At 60.5% G+C, this 17052-nt stretch carries 16 protein-coding genes; 12 read left to right on the forward strand and 4 right to left on the reverse strand.

From position 1 onward, the window contains the following. Window positions 1–13: 13 nt before the first annotated feature. The 12 genes from nuoG (at window position 14) to MUY21_RS12360 (ending at window position 13523) form a co-directional block, all read left to right on the forward strand. Complete coding sequence (gene nuoG, locus MUY21_RS12305) at window positions 14–2035, forward strand: NADH-quinone oxidoreductase subunit NuoG (RefSeq protein WP_248410645.1); 2022 nt, start codon at window positions 14–16, stop codon at window positions 2033–2035. A gap of 148 nt (window positions 2036–2183) precedes the next feature. Beyond that, window positions 2184–3221, forward strand: a complete 1038-nt coding sequence (gene nuoH / locus MUY21_RS12310; RefSeq protein ID WP_248410646.1) for an NADH-quinone oxidoreductase subunit NuoH — start codon at window positions 2184–2186, stop codon at window positions 3219–3221. Window positions 3222–3225: 4 nt separating this feature from the next. Further along, a complete protein-coding gene (gene nuoI, locus MUY21_RS12315; protein ID WP_248410647.1) occupies window positions 3226–3717 on the forward strand; it encodes an NADH-quinone oxidoreductase subunit NuoI in 492 nt (163 codons plus the stop codon). A gap of 20 nt (window positions 3718–3737) precedes the next feature. Next, window positions 3738–4145, forward strand: coding sequence for a carboxymuconolactone decarboxylase family protein (locus MUY21_RS12320; RefSeq protein ID WP_191285576.1), 408 nt, complete (start codon window positions 3738–3740; stop codon window positions 4143–4145). Continuing rightward, on the forward strand, window positions 4142–4756 hold the full coding sequence (locus tag MUY21_RS12325; protein ID WP_248410648.1) for an NADH-quinone oxidoreductase subunit J: 615 nt from the start codon (window positions 4142–4144) through the stop codon (window positions 4754–4756). Before MUY21_RS12320 ends, MUY21_RS12325 begins: the two co-directional genes overlap by 4 nt. A 93-nt stretch (window positions 4757–4849) precedes the next feature. Continuing rightward, complete coding sequence (gene nuoK, locus MUY21_RS12330; RefSeq protein ID WP_191285578.1) at window positions 4850–5155, forward strand: NADH-quinone oxidoreductase subunit NuoK; 306 nt, start codon at window positions 4850–4852, stop codon at window positions 5153–5155. A 6-nt stretch (window positions 5156–5161) separates the two neighbouring features. Further along, window positions 5162–7327 carry an NADH-quinone oxidoreductase subunit L gene (gene nuoL, locus MUY21_RS12335; protein ID WP_248410649.1) on the forward strand — a complete coding sequence of 722 codons (2166 nt, stop codon included), beginning with the start codon at window positions 5162–5164 and terminating at the stop codon, window positions 7325–7327. Then, on the forward strand, window positions 7327–8871 hold the full coding sequence (locus MUY21_RS12340; protein WP_248410650.1) for an NADH-quinone oxidoreductase subunit M: 1545 nt from the start codon (window positions 7327–7329) through the stop codon (window positions 8869–8871). The genes nuoL and MUY21_RS12340 overlap by 1 nt, the downstream gene beginning before the upstream one ends. A 12-nt stretch (window positions 8872–8883) precedes the next feature. Continuing rightward, a complete protein-coding gene (nuoN, locus tag MUY21_RS12345; protein ID WP_191285581.1) occupies window positions 8884–10320 on the forward strand; it encodes an NADH-quinone oxidoreductase subunit NuoN in 1437 nt (478 codons plus the stop codon). Continuing rightward, window positions 10310–11074: a biotin--[acetyl-CoA-carboxylase] ligase gene (locus MUY21_RS12350; RefSeq protein ID WP_248410651.1), complete on the forward strand. Its 765-nt coding sequence runs from the start codon at window positions 10310–10312 to the stop codon at window positions 11072–11074. Before nuoN ends, MUY21_RS12350 begins: the two co-directional genes overlap by 11 nt. 11 nt (window positions 11075–11085) lie before the next feature. Then, the gene (locus MUY21_RS12355) at window positions 11086–11865 is read left to right on the forward strand and encodes a type III pantothenate kinase (RefSeq protein ID WP_248410652.1); all 780 of its coding nucleotides are present in this window, start codon (window positions 11086–11088) and stop codon (window positions 11863–11865) included. Next, window positions 11862–13523, forward strand: a complete 1662-nt coding sequence (locus tag MUY21_RS12360) for a ribonuclease J (RefSeq protein ID WP_248410653.1) — start codon at window positions 11862–11864, stop codon at window positions 13521–13523. Before MUY21_RS12355 ends, MUY21_RS12360 begins: the two co-directional genes overlap by 4 nt. An 84-nt stretch (window positions 13524–13607) precedes the next feature. Here the strand turns inward: MUY21_RS12360 and MUY21_RS12365 are convergent, their stop codons facing one another. The 4 genes from MUY21_RS12365 to MUY21_RS12380 all read right to left on the reverse strand — a co-directional run bounded on the left by MUY21_RS12365 (window position 13608) and on the right by MUY21_RS12380 (window position 16954). Beyond that, window positions 13608–14273, reverse strand: coding sequence for a class I SAM-dependent methyltransferase (locus MUY21_RS12365; protein ID WP_248410654.1), 666 nt, complete (start codon window positions 14271–14273; stop codon window positions 13608–13610). A 1-nt stretch (window position 14274) separates the two neighbouring features. Further along, window positions 14275–15696: a DEAD/DEAH box helicase gene (locus MUY21_RS12370; protein WP_248410655.1), complete on the reverse strand. Its 1422-nt coding sequence runs from the start codon at window positions 15694–15696 to the stop codon at window positions 14275–14277. Between the two features lie 149 nt (window positions 15697–15845). Then, window positions 15846–16493 (reverse strand): hypothetical protein, encoded by a 648-nt coding sequence (locus tag MUY21_RS12375; protein WP_248410656.1) that lies wholly within the window; start codon window positions 16491–16493, stop codon window positions 15846–15848. A gap of 8 nt (window positions 16494–16501) precedes the next feature. Next, a complete protein-coding gene (locus MUY21_RS12380) occupies window positions 16502–16954 on the reverse strand; it encodes a hypothetical protein (protein ID WP_248410657.1) in 453 nt (150 codons plus the stop codon). Between the last annotated feature and the right edge of the window lie 98 nt (window positions 16955–17052).

Raw genomic sequence — 17052 nt, forward strand, 5'->3', positions numbered from 1 at the left:
AAAAGGGACCGTGATGAGCGACTTGAAAAAGATCGTCATTGACGACATGGAAGTTGAAGTAGATGGCGCGATGACGCTGATCCAGGCCTGTGAAGTGGCCGGGATCGAGGTGCCGCGTTTCTGCTATCACGAACGTCTGTCGATTGCCGGCAACTGCCGCATGTGTCTGGTCGAGGTCGTTGGCGGCCCGCCCAAGCCCGCGGCGTCCTGTGCGATGCAGGTGCGCGATTTGCGCCCCGGTCCTGAAGGGGAACCGCCGGTTGTGAAAACCAACTCGCCGATGGTCAAAAAGGCCCGCGAAGGCGTGATGGAATTCATGCTGATCAACCACCCGCTGGATTGCCCGATTTGCGATCAGGGCGGCGAGTGTGACTTGCAGGATCAGGCAATGGCCTATGGCATGTCCGGGTCGCGGTTCAGGGAACAGAAACGCGCCGTTGATGATCTGGATCTGGGGCCGCTTGTGGGCACCGCGATGACGCGTTGCATCAGCTGCACCCGTTGCGTGCGCTTCACCACCGAGATCGCCGGGATCACCCAGATGGGCCAGACCGGCCGTGGCGAAGATGCCGAGATCACCAGCTATCTGAACCAGACTTTGGACTCGAACCTTCAAGGCAACATCATTGACCTCTGCCCGGTTGGCGCGCTGACCTCGAAACCCTATGCGTTCACCGCCCGCCCGTGGGAGCTGACCAAGACCGAAACCATCGACGTGATGGACGCGCTCGGGTCGAACATCCGCGTCGACACCAAAGGGCGCGAAGTGATGCGCATCCTGCCGCGTAACCATGATGGCGTGAACGAGGAATGGATTTCCGACAAGACGCGATTCATCTGGGATGGTCTGCGCCGTCAGCGTCTGGACGTGCCATATGTGCGTGAAAACGGCAAACTGCGCAAAGCCACATGGGGCGAGGCGTTGGCCAAGGCTGCCGAGGCCATGAAGAGTGCCAAAAAAGTTGCCGGTCTGGTCGGTGATCTGGCCCCGACCGAGGCTGCATTCAGCCTGAAGATGCTGATCGAAGGGCTGGGTGGCAATGTTGAATGCCGCACGGACAATGCGCGCCTGCCAATCGGCAACCGCTCGGGCTATGTTGGCACGGCGCGGGTCGAGGACATCGACAACGCCAAGTTTATCCAATTGATCGGCACCAACCCGCGCGTTGAAGCACCGGTTCTGAACGCCCGCATCCGCAAGGCGTGGCTGAAGGGGGCTCAGGTCGGTCTGGTCGGCGAAACCGTTGATCTGACCTATGACTACGCGCATGTCGGCAATGATCGCGCGGCGCTGGAAAGCATCGTGGGCAAAGAGTATGGCGCGGTGAAAGACGCCCCGTCGGTGGTGATCGTCGGCATGGGCGCTTTGCGCGAAGCCGATGGTCTGGCGGTTCTGTCCAACGCGATGAAACTGGCTGAGGATACCGGCTCCAAGCTGATGATCCTGCACACCGCCGCCGGACGCGTGGGAGCGATGGATGTCGGTGCCGTGACCGAAGGTGGCATGGAGGCCGCGACGACGGGTGCCGATGTAATCTTCAACATGGGCGCGGACGAGATCGACATCGACGCCGGTCCTTTCGTGATCTATCAGGGCAGCCACGGCGACCGGGGCGCGATGCGCGCCGACGTGATCCTGCCCGGCGCAGCCTATACGGAAGAGGGCGGGCTGTTCGTCAACACCGAAGGCCGCCCGCAACTGGCGCTGCGCGCCAACTTCGCACCGGGCGAGGCCAAGGAAAACTGGGCGATCCTGCGGGCGCTGTCGGCGGAACTGGGCGCGACCCTGCCGTGGGACAGCCTTGCCGGGCTGCGTCGCGCGATGGTCGACGCTGCGCCGGTGCTGGCCGGGGTCGATCAGGTGGCTGAGAATGAATGGCAACCGCTGCCGGTCGAGAAAATGGGGGCGGCCAGCTTCCGTTACGTGATTGGCGATTTCTATCTGACCAACCCGATTGCACGGGCGTCGGAAGTGATGGCAGAGCTGTCCGCTCAGGCGCGCGCACGCGCGTCGTCGAAGCTGGCGGCGGAATAGGAACAAGGGCAGGACCGGGACGTGTTTGATCAGGAAAACGGCAACAAACCGGGGGTGGCGCTCTGTGCGGGCGGTGTCTGCGGTTTTGCCCATCCCACTGGTACTGCAACAGAAAATGAATACCGACGGTCCGAGGGCATGACGCGACATGGTTGAATTCTTCACGACAACAAATCTGGGCATCGCCCTTCTGATCATCGGACAATGTCTGTTGATCGTGGTTCCGCTTCTGGTGGCGCTGGCGTTCCTTTTGTATTTCGACCGCAAGGTCTGGGCGGCGGTGCAGATGCGCAAAGGCCCCAACGTGGTGGGCGCGTTTGGCGTGCTGCAATCCTTTGCCGACTTCATCAAATACGTGTTGAAGGAAATCGTGGTGCCCGCGGGCGCGGACCGCTTTGTCTTTTTCCTTGCCCCGATGATGAGCTTTGTGCTGGCCATGGTCGCCTGGTCGGTGATCCCGTTCAACGATGGCTGGGTGCTGGCCGATGTGAACGTGGCGATCCTGTTCGTCTTCGCGGTCTCCTCGCTTGAAGTCTATGGCGTGATCATGGGCGGCTGGGCCTCAAACTCCAAATACCCGTTCCTGGGCTCGCTTCGCTCAGCGGCGCAGATGATTTCCTATGAGGTGTCGATCGGCCTGATCATCATCGGTGTGATCCTGTCCACCGGGTCGATGAACTTTGGCGACATCGTGAACGCGCAGGACGGCAAAGGGCTCTTGAGCTGGTATTGGCTGCCGCACTTCCCGATGGTCTTCCTGTTCCTGATCTCGGCGCTGGCCGAAACCAACCGCCCGCCGTTTGACCTGCCGGAGGCTGAATCGGAACTGGTGGCAGGGTATCAGGTGGAATACTCCTCGACGCCTTTCCTTCTGTTCATGATCGGTGAATATGTGGCCATCGTTCTGATGTGCACGCTGATTTCGATCCTGTTCTTCGGCGGCTGGCTGTCGCCGGTCGAGGCGCTGCCGGATGGTATCGTGTGGCTGTTTGCGAAGATCTTCTTCTTCTTCTTCGTGTTCTCGATGATCAAGGCGATCACGCCGCGCTATCGCTATGACCAGTTGATGCGCATCGGTTGGAAAGTCTTCCTGCCCTTGTCGCTGGCATGGGTTGTTCTGGTCGCATTCTTCGCCCAATACGGGGCATTCTGGGGCACTTACGCCCGCTGGACTGTAGGGGGCTGATCGGATGGCTTTTGATTACGCACGCGCAACGAAATATTTCCTGCTGACGGATTTCATCAAAGGGTTCGGGCTGGGGCTGAAATACTTTTTCTCGCCCAAGGCGACGCTGAACTATCCGCATGAAAAGGGTCCGCTGTCGCCCCGCTTCCGGGGTGAGCACGCGCTGCGCCGCTATCCCAACGGGGAAGAGCGGTGCATCGCCTGTAAACTCTGCGAGGCGATCTGCCCGGCGCAGGCCATCACCATCGACGCGGAACCGCGCGAGGACGGCTCGCGCCGCACAACGCGCTATGACATCGACATGACCAAATGCATCTATTGCGGCTTCTGTCAGGAAGCCTGCCCGGTGGATGCGATTGTCGAAGGTCCGAACTTCGAGTTTGCGACCGAAACCCGCGAGGAACTGTTTTACGACAAGGCCAAACTGCTTGAGAACGGCGAACGCTGGGAAGCCGAGATTGCCCGCAACATCGAACTTGATGCGCCGTATCGCTAAGTGATCGCTAAGGAAAACCGATGAACGATTTCTCCAAACTATACGCTCAGATGATGGAGCAGGGGCAGGAAATGCTCCGCAACTTCAATCCTGCCCTGGAGACGTTCAAGCCCCAGGGATTTGACAAGCTGTTGCCCACCATGCCGAAGGACATGATGGACATGATGTTTGGCAACGCCTTCAACAAGGATGGTCTGGACGCAAAGACGCGAATGCTGATCACACTGGCCGGGCTGACCGTTCTGGGCGCGCAGGCTGATACGCAGATCAAGCTGACCGTGCGCCATGCTTTGGAAGCGGGCGCGACCGAGAAAGAGATCGCCGAGGTGATCTATCAAATGTCGATGCTGGGCGGCCTGCCGGCCATGACCCGTGCATTGGAACTGGCGCAAGCCGTGTTTGACGACAACGAGGAGGGGGACGCATGAGCGTTGCCGATTTCGCATTTTACCTCTTTGCCCTGACCACCGTTGTGGGCGGGTTCTTTACCGTAATGGCAAGAAACCCCGTGCATTCGGTCCTGTGGCTGATCACCGCTTTCGTTGGCGCGACAGGGCTGTTTGTGCTGCTGGGGGCCGAGTTCGTGGCGATGCTTCTGATGATCGTCTATGTGGGTGCGGTTGCGGTTCTGTTCCTGTTCGTCGTGATGATGCTGGATGTGGACTTTGCCGAGCTGAAGGCCGAGATGGCAAAATCTTTGCCCTTGGCGCTTCTGATCGGTGTGATCCTGTTGATGGAGCTGGCGACCATCTTCGGCACCTGGCAGTTTGCCGATGGCGCGGACGCCGCGCGGGCGGCTGTGACACCCGCTTTGGACGTGGCTCATAACACGCAGGCGCTGGGGCAGATCCTTTACACCGACTACATCCTGCTGTTCCAGCTGGCGGGTCTGATCCTGCTGGTCGCCATGATTGGCGCGATCGTCCTGACCCTGCGCCATCGTACGAATGTGAAACGCCAGAACGTGATTGCCCAGATGCACCGCGACCCCGCCAAGGCGATGGAAGTGATCGACGTGAAACCGGGGCAGGGGCTTTGATCGGGTCGGAAAGCAGAACTGTGATGAATACGCATAACAAGACTTGGGCGCGCTGCACCGGCAGCCAAGCCCGGAACGAAGGGACGCACGCACATGGTAGGACTTGAACATTATCTCGCGGTCGGGGCGGCCTTGTTCGTCATCGGCATTTTCGGGCTGTTCCTGAACCGCAAGAACGTCATCATTTTGCTGATGTCGATCGAATTGATGCTGTTGGCGGTGAACATCAACCTTGTCGCCTTCTCGTCCTATCTTGGCGATCTGGCGGGGCAGGTGTTCACCCTGTTCGTCCTGACCGTGGCCGCCGCCGAGGCCGCCATCGGCCTTGCGATCCTGGTCAGTTTCTTCCGCAATCGTGGCACGATTGATGTCGAAGACGTCAACGTGATGAAAGGCTAACGGCAAATGGTACAGATCATCCTTTTTGCCCCGCTTGTCGGTGCGCTGATTGCGGGCTTCGGCCATCGGATCATTGGCGACAAGGGCGCGCAGGTGTTGACCACCGCGCTGTTGTTCCTGTCCGCGCTACTGTCTTGGGTCGTGTTCCTGGGCCTGGGCACCGAGACACAGCATATCCACCTGATGGACTGGGTGCAGTCCGGCACATTGTCGGTTGACTGGTCGATCCGTCTGGATCGTCTGACCGCGATCATGCTGATCGTCGTCACCACGGTGTCGTCGCTCGTTCACCTGTATTCCATGGGCTACATGGCCGACGATCCGCAGTTTAAGGGCGAAAGCTATCGCCCCCGTTTCTTCGCCTATCTCAGCTTCTTCACCTTCACGATGCTGATGCTGGTGACGGCGGACAACCTGCTGCAGATGTTCTTCGGCTGGGAAGGCGTGGGCGTCGCGTCCTATCTGCTGATCGGGTTTTACTACAAGAAACCGTCGGCCAACGCCGCCGCGATCAAGGCCTTTGTGGTGAACCGGGTCGGTGACTTTGGTTTTATCTTGGGCATCTTCGGCCTGTTTTACCTGACCGATAGCATCCGTCTGGACGATGTGTTCGCCGCAGCCCCCGCGCTGGCGGAAACGCAGTTGCACTTCCTCTGGACCGAGTGGAATGCCGCCAACCTTCTGGCTTTCCTTCTGTTCGTCGGGGCGATGGGTAAATCGGCGCAGCTGTTCCTGCACACCTGGTTGCCGGATGCGATGGAAGGCCCGACCCCGGTGTCGGCCCTGATCCACGCGGCGACCATGGTGACGGCCGGTGTCTTCCTTGTGTGCCGTATGTCGCCCTTGATGGAATACGCGCCCGAGGCCACCAATTTCATCGTATTCCTGGGCGCCACCACCGCGTTCTTCGCGGCAACAGTCGGTCTGGTTCAAAACGACATCAAACGCGTGATCGCTTATTCGACCTGTTCGCAGCTGGGCTACATGTTCGTGGCCGCAGGCGTCGGCGTCTATTCTGTCGCAATGTTCCACCTGCTGACACACGCTTTCTTCAAGGCGATGCTGTTCCTTGGCGCAGGGTCTGTGATCCACGGCATGCACCACGAGCAGGACATGCGGAATTATGGCGATCTGCGCAAGAAACTGCCCGTGACCTTCTGGGCAATGATGATCGGCACGCTGGCCATCACCGGGGTCGGCATTCCGCTGACCGCGATTGGCTTTGCAGGCTTCCTGTCGAAAGACGCGATCATTGAAAGCGCCTATGCCGGCACCAACGGGGGCTATGCTTTCTGGATGCTGGTCATCGCGGCGCTGTTCACCAGCTTCTACAGCTGGCGCCTGATGTTCATGACCTTCTATGGTAAAGCGCGCGGCGACAAGCACACGCATGAGCACGCGCATGAAAGCCCGATGGTCATGTTGGTGCCGCTGGGTGTTCTGGCGCTGGGGTCGATCTTTGCCGGGATGATCTGGTATGGCTCGTTCTTCGGCGATCACCACAAGGTGAACCACTTCTTCGGGATCGAGGCTCATGTCGAGGCCGGGGAACATGCCGAGGCGGCTGACGATCACGACGACAGCACCGAAGTTGCCGCTGACACTCACACCGAAGCCGCACCTGCGGATGCAGACCACGCCACGGACGAGGATCACGCCAAAACCATGGCTGATCCGGACCACGCCCCGGTGGCCGCCGCCCATCACGGCGAGGCCCCGAAAGGCGCGATCTTCATGGCCCCGGACAACCACGTGATCGACGACGCGCACCATGCGCCTGCATGGGTCAAGGTGTCGCCCTTCATCGCGATGCTGATCGGCTTTGTCGTGGCCTTCTGGTTCTACATCGTGAACACGAGCATGCCGAAACGGTTGGCCGAGACCTTCCCGCATGTCTATCAGTTCCTGCTGAACAAATGGTACTTCGACGAGATCTATGACGTGATCTTCGTGAAGCCCGCCTTTGCGATCGGTCGGTTCCTGTGGAAACGCGGCGACGGCAATGTCATTGACGGCTTCCTGAACGGGGTCGCAATGGGCGTTGTGCCGTGGTTCACCAAACAGGCCGGTCGGGCACAGTCCGGCTATGTCTTCACATATGCCTTCGCGATGGTCCTTGGCATCGTCGCTCTGGTGACAATCATGATCCTCTTCAGCGGTGGAGCGCACTAATGAACAACCTGCTTTCCATCATCACTTTCCTGCCGCTGGTCGCAGCCGTCATTCTTGCGCTGTTTTTGCGCGGCGATGACGAAGCGGCTGCCCGCAATGCCAAGTGGCTTGCGCTTGCGGCAACCGTGGCGACCTTCCTGTTCTCGCTTCTGCTGCTGACCGGGTTCGACCCTGCCGACACGGGCTTTCAGTTCGTGGAAGAGGGCAGCTGGATCATGGGCCTTAAATACAAGATGGGTGTCGACGGGATCTCGGTCCTGTTTGTCTTGCTCACCACCTTCATGATGCCCCTGACGATTTATGCCAGTTGGGGTGTCACGTCGCGCGTGAAGGAATACATGATCGCCTTCCTGCTTTTGGAAACGCTCATGTTGGGCGTGTTCATGGCGCTGGATCTGGTGCTGTTCTATCTGTTTTTCGAGGCAGGGCTGATCCCGATGTTCCTGATCATCGGCATCTGGGGCGGCAAGGAACGCATCTATGCCGCGTTCAAATTCTTCCTCTATACCTTCCTTGGGTCGGTTCTGATGCTGGTCGCGATGGTCTATATGTATGTGGACGCCGGCACGACGGATATTCCGTCGCTGATGACCCACAAGTTCGGGGCGGATAGTTTCAGCCTGTTGGGCATTCAGATCGTCGGCGGTGCACAGACCCTGCTGTTCCTGGCCTTCTTCGCCAGCTTCGCGGTGAAAATGCCGATGTGGCCGGTGCACACCTGGTTGCCGGATGCCCACGTTCAGGCCCCCACGGCGGGGTCTGTCGTGCTGGCCGCGATCCTTCTGAAAATGGGGGGCTATGGCTTCCTGCGGTTCAGCCTGCCGATGTTCCCCATCGGCGCGGATGTGATGGCGACTTTTGTGCTGTGGCTGTCGGTGATCGCGATTGTCTATACCTCGCTGGTGGCGCTGGTGCAGGAGGACATGAAAAAACTGATTGCATATTCCTCGGTCGCGCACATGGGCTATGTGACCGCCGGTATCTTTTCGCTCAATCAACAAGGCGTCGACGGCGCGATCTTCCAGATGCTGAGCCACGGCTTCATCTCGGGCGCGCTCTTCCTTTGTGTTGGCGTCATCTATGACCGGATGCACACGCGCGAGATCGACGCTTACGGTGGCCTTGTGAACCGGATGCCGGCCTATGCGCTGATCTTCATGTTCTTCACCATGGCCAATGTTGGCCTTCCCGGCACCTCGGGCTTCGTCGGAGAATTCCTGACATTGGTCGGCATGTTCCAGGCCAACACCTGGATCGCACTGGTGGCCACGTCGGGCGTGATCTTCTCGGCGGCCTATGCGCTGTATCTGTATCGCCGCGTCGTCTTCGGCGATCTGATCAAGGAAAGCCTGAAGTCGATCACCGATATGGACCGTCGCGAGAAGATGATCTTCGCGCCGCTCGTGTTCATGACCTTGCTTCTGGGCGTCTATCCCAGCCTTGTGACCGACCTGATCGGCCCCTCGGTCGAGGCGCTTCTGACCAACTTCCACGCTGCCATCCCTGCCGAAGTCGCAGAGATGGCGCAGACCGCATCGCATTAAGGAGAGCGAGATATGAGCTCTGTTGATATTCAAACAGTTCTGCCCGAGCTGATCCTGTCGGTCTATGCGATGATCGCCCTGTTGGCGGCGGTCTATACCAGCAAGGATGGGCTGGCCAAACCGCTGACCTGGTTGACCGGGGCCGTGATGGTCGTGGTTGCGCTGCTGGTTGCCGGGGGCGACGGGGCGCGGGCTGCTTTTGGCGGCATGTTCCTGGACGATGCCTATGCCCGTTTTGCCAAGGTCGCGATCCTGTTGGCCGCCGCCGCCGTTCTGGTGATGGGCGAGGCGACGATGTCGCGCCGTGGTCTTTTGCGGTTCGAATACCCGATCCTCGTGACGCTGGGCACGGTCGGCATGATGATGATGGTGTCGGCGGGCGACCTGATGGCGCTTTACATGGGGTTGGAGCTTCAATCCCTGTCGCTTTATGTGGTGGCGTCGTTGAACCGCGACAGTGTGAAATCGACCGAAGCCGGTCTGAAATACTTTGTGCTGGGCGCCTTGTCGTCCGGTCTGCTTCTTTACGGTGCCTCGCTGACCTATGGTTATGCCGGGACGACGCTGTTCTCGGGCATCATCCAGGCGGCCAGCGACGGTCACGTCGGGCTTGGCCTGCTGATCGGTCTGGTCTTCGTGACGGCTGGTATGGCCTTCAAGGTCTCGGCCGTGCCGTTCCACATGTGGACGCCGGATGTGTACGAAGGCGCGCCGACCCCGGTCACCGCCTTCTTTGCCACCGCGCCGAAGCTGGCCGCAATGGGCCTGTTTGCGCGCGTGTTGTTTGATGCATTCGGTCAAGCCGTGGGCGACTGGCAACAGATCATCGCGCTGCTGGCAGTGTTGTCGATGTTCCTTGGCGCGATTGCCGCCATCGGACAGACCAACATCAAGCGCCTGATGGCCTATTCGTCGATCGCGCATATGGGATTTGCGTTGCTGGGCCTGGCGGCGGGCAGCGCCTATGGCGTGCAGGCGATGCTGCTTTACATGGCGGTTTACCTGACCATGAACATTGGCACCTTCGCCTTCATCATGTCGATGGAGCGTGACGGGCGTCCGATTGCCGACATTTCGGCCCTGAACCAGTTTGCGGTGAAGGACAAGCTTCGCGGGCTGGCGATGCTGATCCTCTTGTTCTCGCTGGCCGGTGTGCCGCCGATGCTAGGCTTCTTTGCCAAATACGGCGTGCTGATTGCCGCGGTGCAGGCAGGGCTGACCTGGCTGGCCGTGGCCGGTGTGGTCGCTTCGGTTATCGGGGCGTTCTATTACCTGCGCATCGTCTATTACATGTATTTCGGCGAAGAAGGCGAAGGGCTGGAACTGAAGATGTCGCCTGCGGCCTGGGTGGCGCTGGTCGGGTCGGCTGCGATTGTCGTCCTGGGCGTGGTGAACTTCTTTGGCATCGAAACCGCCGCTGCGGCTGCGGCCGAAGCCCTTGTCAACTAAGGCGGGCACGGTCTGGCCCGAAGGCGTTGGAAAACGTGTTCTGGATCAGGTCGACAGCACCAACGAAGAGGCCCGGCGCATCGCGCCGGGTCTTTTGGGTCCGACATGGATCCTGGCCCATCGGCAAACCGCAGGCCGCGGGCGCAGGGGCAGGGCATGGGCAGATCCCAAGGGGCATTTTTCCGCCACGCTTGTCATGCGCCCGTCCGAGCCGCCGGCCAGGGTCGCGCTCAGAAGTTTCGTGGCCTCGCTGGCGCTTTACGACGCGTTCGTCATGGCCACGGGGCGTGCCGATGCGTTTTCGCTGAAATGGCCCAATGACGTGCTTCTGAACGGTGGCAAGGTGGCGGGGATCCTGCTGGAAAGTGCCGGGCTGGGAGCGCAGGTCGGGCATTTTGCCATTGGCATCGGCGTAAACCTGATCGACGCGCCCGAGGGCGCCGCGATCGAGGGCCGCGCGGTCGCGCCGGTCAGTCTGGCGGGCGAAACCGGCCTGTACCTGACGCCAGAGGCGTTTCTGGACCTTCTGGCCCCGGCCTATGCCCGGCACGAGGCGACCTTCACCACCTATGGCTTTGCCCCGATCCGCGAAGCCTGGCTGGCGCGCGCAGCCCGCCTGGGCGAGGTGATCACAGCCCGCACCACGCGCGCCGAACATACGGGTCGGTTCGACACGGTGGACGAAGACGGCAACCTTGTCCTATCAACGACCTCGACCCGCGTGGTGATCCCCGCGGCCGAGATTTTTTTCTAAGGGGGGCACTTATGCTTCTGGCCATCGACTGCGGCAACACGAATACGGTCTTTTCGATCTGGGATGGCGACAAGTTCTTGTGCACGATGCGCACCTCGACCCATCATTCGCGCACGGCGGATGCCTATTTCACCTGGTTTTCGACCCTGCTCAACCATTACCGGATCAAACCCGACATCACCGGGGTTGTGGTCAGTTCAACGGTGCCGCGCGTGGTGTGGAACCTGCGCGTCTTTGCCGACCGCTTCTTTGGCTGCCGCCCGCTGGTGGTCGGCAAGCCGGATTGCCTTCTGCCGGTGGCGCCGCGCGTCGATCAGGGCGCCAACCCCGGCCCGGACCGGTTGGCCAATGCGGTTGCCGCATTTGAAAGCTATGGCGGCGACTGCATGGTGGTTGATTTCGGCACCGCCACGAATATCGACGTGGTGGCGCATGATGGGGCCTATATCGGAGGCGTGATCGCGCCGGGGGTGAACCTGTCGCTTGAGGCCCTGCACCAAGGGGCTGCCGCGCTGCCGCATGTGGATGTGACCCAGCCCGACAAGGTGATCGGCACAAACACGGTCGAATGCATCCAGTCGGGCATCTTCTGGGGATATGTCGGCCTGGTGCAGGGGCTGGTGCAGAAGGTGAAAGACGAATACGGTCTGCCGATGAAAGTGATTGGCACCGGCGGGCTGGCCCCGCTGTTCGAGCAGGGCGCCCATCTGTATGACGAGATCGACGATGACCTGACCCTTCACGGGTTGGTTCGCATTTACAATTATAACAAGGAACAGGGCAATTTATGACCGCTGACCGTCTGATTTACCTCCCGCTGGGGGGCGCCGGCGAGATCGGCATGAACGCCTATGTCTATGGCTATGGGAAACCGGGCAAGGAACGTCTGATCCTTGTCGATCTGGGTGTAACCTTTCCCGATATGGATACCACGCCGGGTGTGAACCTGATCATGCCTGACGTCAGTTGGCTGGCCGACAATGCCGACCGGCTTGAGGCGATTTTCATCACCCACGCGCACGAGGATCACGTGGGCGCCGTAGGGCGGCTCTATTCGCGTCTGAAAGCACCGATCCACGCGCGACCTTTCACCCGCTATCACGCGCAACGCAAGATGGAGGAAGCGGGGCAGGTGCCCGAAGTGGTGATCGCAGCAGACAGCTATCCACAAGTGATCGAAGCGGGGCCGTTCAAGGTCAGCTTCCTGCCGCTCAGCCACTCGATCCCGGAAAGCGCGGGTCTGGTGATTGATACGCCAGCAGGCCGGATCGTGCATACGGGCGACTTCAAACTGGATGAAACCCCGGTGCTGGGCGATCCGTTTGACGAGGCGCTGTGGCGCGAGATTGCGAAACCGGGCGTCAAGGCGCTGGTCTGCGATTCCACGAACGTGTTCTCGACCCATCCCGGTCGGTCCGAGGCCGAGGTTGGCCCCGAACTGGTAAAGCTGATCGGCGAGGCGCCGCATATGGTGGTGGCGACCACTTTTGCCTCGAACGTGGCACGTGTGAAACAACTGGCCGAGGCTGGTAAGGCGGCGGGATGCTCGGTCTGTTTGTTGGGTCGTGCGATGCGGCGAATGATTCAGGCGGGTGTGGAAACCGGCGTGCTGGGCGACTTTCCCGCGACGATCACGGTCGAAGATGCACGTGACGTGCCGCGCGAAAACCTGATGCTGATCGTTACCGGAAGTCAGGGCGAACGGCGCGCGGCATCGGCGCAACTGGCACGCGGCAAATATATGGGCCTGTCAATGGCGGAAGGGGACATGTTCCTGTTTTCATCCAAGACCATTCCCGGCAATGAACGCGGCGTGATCCGCATCATGAATGCGTTCTCGGAAATGGGTGTTGATCTGGTGGCGGAAAGCGACCGTTATCACGTCTCGGGCCATGCCAACCGCCCTGACCTGCAGCGGGTGCATGACATTCTGGATCCGCAGATGGTGATCCCGATGCATGGCGAACACAGGCATCTGCGCGAACATGCCAAACTGGCGGCAGAGGGCGGGCGCGAGGCGTTGGTCGTGGTCAACGGCGCGGTGTGTGATCTGACCGGCGATGCCCCGCATGTGGTCGAGCATGTGGATACGGACCGGATCTATCTGGATGGCGACATCCTGATCGGGTCGCTGGACGGCGTGGTGCGCGACCGCATACGGCTGGCGCTGAACGGTCATGTCATCGTGAATGTGATCGTGGAAGGGGATGAGCCACTTGGCGATCCCTGGGTCGAGATCATGGGCCTGCCTGAGATCGGATCATCCAAAGCGCCTCTGGTCGATGTGCTGGAGGAAGATCTGGGTCAGTTCCTGATGCGCGCCGGACGCAAGACTTTGCGGGATGACGACAAGTTGGGGGATGAGCTGAAGCGCCTGGCCCGCAAGACCGCCAGTGACGAGATCGGGCGCAAGCCCGAGGTGACCGTGGTGGTCAGTCGCCTGGAATAGGATCGGGTGCCGCGCGTTGCGCGGCGGCCTCCGGCGGGGATATTTTGGGCCAGAAGAAGGCGGGGTTCGTCTTGGATGGGCGGGTCAGCTGCGTCTGGCCTTGCGTTTGATCATCCATTGCCCTGCCGGCCCGCAGGTAACGATCTGCCAGTTTGTTTCGGCCACGAATTTCTGGACGGCCCGGAACACACCGTGCTGGTGGCTGGTTGGGTCTGGGCGCCAGTCGTCGCCCAAGATGGCGCCATCGCGTTTGACCAGCCGGGCCAGGGCGCGCAATTCGGCAAGGGTTTCCTGAAAGCCGTGGCTGGCATCGAGATAGGCCCAGTCCAGTTTGTGGTCGATCAGGGGCGCGCAATCCGGGAAGAAGCCTTCGATCACGGTGGTTTGGGTGCCCGGGTGATTTGCGGCCCTGAGACAGGCTTCGTCTCGGGCCATTCGCGTGGTCAGGGCGCCGTTGCTGACATATTTGCCATTGCCCCAACCAAACCTGTCGCCCAGCAGGGTCCACGGATCGATCATATAGAAATGCGACGGTTTGACCGTGTCCAGGATCACGTCGGCGAAATGGCCACGAAACACACCGATTTCGGCGCCGACGGATCCTTTTGCCAGCGTTTCAAGGATGTAGCGGCGTTTGTCCAGCCGCCAGAGCTCCGTCTCGGGGAAGGGCGCGGCGGCCCCAGATACCTCGAGCGTCGCCTTGCGCGCGTCCACGGATAAGTCGTTGGGAACGGCGATGCGGCGGGCCATGTCACCCGGTGCGGCGTTCGTCGAAGCTCTTGGCGATGAAATCCGGCAGGTGGTCGCCCATACCAACGGATTTGCTGTCGTTTTTCGCGGGGCGTCGATCGCCGCGGGCGCGGGGCTGTTTCTTGTCTTTCGCAGGTTGCGGCGCGGGATCGCTGGGGGTGGTGTCCTTTGCCTTGGCATCGTCCTTTGCGTCGCTCTTGTCACGGCGCGCGCGTTTTGGCGGGGCGCTGTTCTTCGCCTTTTCGTCTTGTTCACGGCGCGGGGCGGGTTTGTCGCCAAGGGGGGTGTCGACGCGGGGGATCTTGGTTTCGATCAGCCGTTCGACCGCATCGAGGTTCTTTTCATCGCGCGGTTCGCAGATCATTATGGCCTTGCCGTCGCGCCCGGCGCGCCCCGTGCGTCCGATCCGGTGCACATAGTCTTCGGCATGGCCGGGCACATCATAGTTGAACACGTGGCTGACATTCGGGATGTCCAGCCCACGCGCCGCCACGTCCGAGGCGCACAGAAATTTCAGCGTGCCAGAGCGGAAACCGTCCAACACCTCCATCCGTTTGGACTGCTCCAGATCGCCATGAATGGGCGCCGCGTCATAGCCGTATTTCTTCAGGCTTTTTGCGGTGATATCCACGTCTGTCTTGCGGTTGCAGAAGATGATGGCGTTGGTGCAGGCGTCCCCTTCACGGTCGATCAGCGCGCGCAGGAGTTTGCGTTTCTCGCTGGCGGCGCGGTCGCGGCGCGAGGGTTTGAACATGCACAGTTCCTGCGTGATGGTCTCGGACGCGGTCGCTTGGCGAGCGACCTCGATCCGCGCCGGGTTGGACAGGAAGGTATTGGTGATCCGCTCAATCTCGGGCGCCATGGTGGCCGAGAAGAACAGGGTCTGGCGGGTGAACGGGGTGAGCGAGAAGATTTTCTCGATATCCGGGATGAAGCCCATGTCGAGCATCCGGTCGGCTTCGTCCACCACCATGATCTGCACGCCGGTCAAGAGCAGTTTGCCGCGTTCGAAATGGTCGAGCAGCCGGCCCGGCGTGGCGATCAGCACATCGACGCCACGGTCGATGGCCTGATCCTGTTCCTTGAAGCTGACGCCGCCGATCAGAAGCGCCTTGGTCAGTTTCACGTGTTTGGCATAGGTGTCGAAGTTTTCCGCCACCTGGGCGGCCAGTTCGCGCGTTGGGCACAAGACCAGCGAACGCGGCATGCGCGCGCGCGCCCGGCCACGGGCCAGGGCGGTGATCATCGGCAAGGTGAAGCTGGCGGTCTTGCCGGTGCCGGTCTGGGCAATGCCCAGCACATCACGCCCTTCAAGCGCGTGCGGGATGGCGCCTTCCTGAATGGGGGTCGGGGTCTCGTAACCCGCTTCGTCGATTGCTTTCAGCACTTTGGGGCTGAGTTTCAAGTCAGAAAATTTGGTCATGTATGTCCTGTTTCACGGACAACACTGGCCCGTGCGGATGGGAAGGGAAGGCCCGTATGGCCGATGCGCAGGAATGCGCCCCTTCAATATGCCATCTGGGTAAAGAAAAACCGGGGCGTGGTCAATCACATGGGTGGGAATGTGGACAATCAGCGCGAAGCGTTGTGATTGTTGCCACATTTGTCAGCAGTCGTATGCAGGACGGGAGTGTACCCTTCGCGCAGAACGTCGATGATGGGGGCCGGGGTCAACACGATCTGCGGACCTGTTGGTCTATTGATTTTCGAGCCATATCCGTCTGTCAAAAAGGGAAGAACGTGGCTCTCCAAGACCAGATGCGGGGTGCCATTGTATAATATAAAGCTGCCATCTGGTAATGACGCGCCGTTAGCGGTGTGTCGGATTTGCGCCCGGGTGCGATCGACCCGACTTTGGTGCAGCGCACGATCAATCTCGTTGTGGTGATCTGTGCTGTGCCGGGCTTCGTTCCATGCCGCTTTAAACATGCGATAGGCGTCGGGCCGGCAATAGGCGCAAGGGCGATGCCCCGCGGCCAGACCGACGGCGTCGTCCAGAAAAAACAGGGGTGTCCACGCGCGGGCGGGCATGGGGCCGTGATACCGACCCTTGGGGTGGGTCAGGTCGCAAATGATCCAGTGTTGGTGCTTCCATCGCGAGGTGCCAAGACGACCGTCGTTGAAGGGCAGGTTTCCCCGGTTCCCTGTAAACATCCCCCGCGCAGGATCGGCAACGATTTCGCCCGTGGGCAGAACTCGATTTTGAAGCGGGCGTTGCACGGCCGCCGTCAGTTCCGCACCACCTTTGCACCGGTCATGCGCGCGGCCTGCCAGGTTTCGGTGTCGGTGACGCGCGCCAAGGTGCCTTGCACCGAAATGCGGCTGCCTTCTTCGAACCCTGTCAGGGGCTCATCCAGGATGACCTGCAGCGTAGCCCCGTGATCTGGCGACCCGCACAAGGGGCAGAATCCGGTGTCCGAGGACAGCAGCAGTTCCCGAACCTCGTCACCCGGATAGAGCGGAACGGCATATCCCGTGATCTCGACCATTCTGGGGGTCGCGGGAATGCCATCCGGCCAGGACTTGTCGACGCGATAGGTGTCGCCCGAGATGACTTCCTGTACCTCGATCTGGGACAGCAGCTGCCAGACATCTTCCTGTTGGGCGTTGCTGGTCGTCGCAAATGCGGGTGCGATCTGGGTGCCGAGCACGGCAGCGAAGGCAAGGGAACTTGTTTTCATATCAGTGCTCATAGTTGTGTTGAGGCATAGTGACGTTGTTTGTGGATCAATGAAAGCCAAGGTTGTCGCATCGGCGAAAAGCCACCAATGTGCCGAAG

It is taken from the genome of Aliiroseovarius sp. S2029, assembly GCF_023195575.1.
GTDB classification, from domain to species: domain Bacteria; phylum Pseudomonadota; class Alphaproteobacteria; order Rhodobacterales; family Rhodobacteraceae; genus Aliiroseovarius; species Aliiroseovarius zhejiangensis.

Coding starts and splice junctions, on each gene's coding strand:
- nuoG (WP_248410645.1), top strand. CDS start 14: ATGAGCGACTTGAAAAAGATCGTCATTGACGACATGGAAGTTGAAGTA.
- nuoH (WP_248410646.1), top strand. CDS start 2,184: ATGGTTGAATTCTTCACGACAACAAATCTGGGCATCGCCCTTCTGATC.
- nuoI (WP_248410647.1), top strand. CDS start 3,226: ATGGCTTTTGATTACGCACGCGCAACGAAATATTTCCTGCTGACGGAT.
- MUY21_RS12320 (WP_191285576.1), top strand. CDS start 3,738: ATGAACGATTTCTCCAAACTATACGCTCAGATGATGGAGCAGGGGCAG.
- MUY21_RS12325 (WP_248410648.1), top strand. CDS start 4,142: ATGAGCGTTGCCGATTTCGCATTTTACCTCTTTGCCCTGACCACCGTT.
- nuoK (WP_191285578.1), top strand. CDS start 4,850: ATGGTAGGACTTGAACATTATCTCGCGGTCGGGGCGGCCTTGTTCGTC.
- nuoL (WP_248410649.1), top strand. CDS start 5,162: ATGGTACAGATCATCCTTTTTGCCCCGCTTGTCGGTGCGCTGATTGCG.
- MUY21_RS12340 (WP_248410650.1), top strand. CDS start 7,327: ATGAACAACCTGCTTTCCATCATCACTTTCCTGCCGCTGGTCGCAGCC.
- nuoN (WP_191285581.1), top strand. CDS start 8,884: ATGAGCTCTGTTGATATTCAAACAGTTCTGCCCGAGCTGATCCTGTCG.
- MUY21_RS12355 (WP_248410652.1), top strand. CDS start 11,086: ATGCTTCTGGCCATCGACTGCGGCAACACGAATACGGTCTTTTCGATC.
- MUY21_RS12360 (WP_248410653.1), top strand. CDS start 11,862: ATGACCGCTGACCGTCTGATTTACCTCCCGCTGGGGGGCGCCGGCGAG.
- MUY21_RS12365 (WP_248410654.1), bottom strand. CDS start 14,273: ATGGCCCGCCGCATCGCCGTTCCCAACGACTTATCCGTGGACGCGCGC.
- MUY21_RS12370 (WP_248410655.1), bottom strand. CDS start 15,696: ATGACCAAATTTTCTGACTTGAAACTCAGCCCCAAAGTGCTGAAAGCA.
- MUY21_RS12380 (WP_248410657.1), bottom strand. CDS start 16,954: ATGAAAACAAGTTCCCTTGCCTTCGCTGCCGTGCTCGGCACCCAGATC.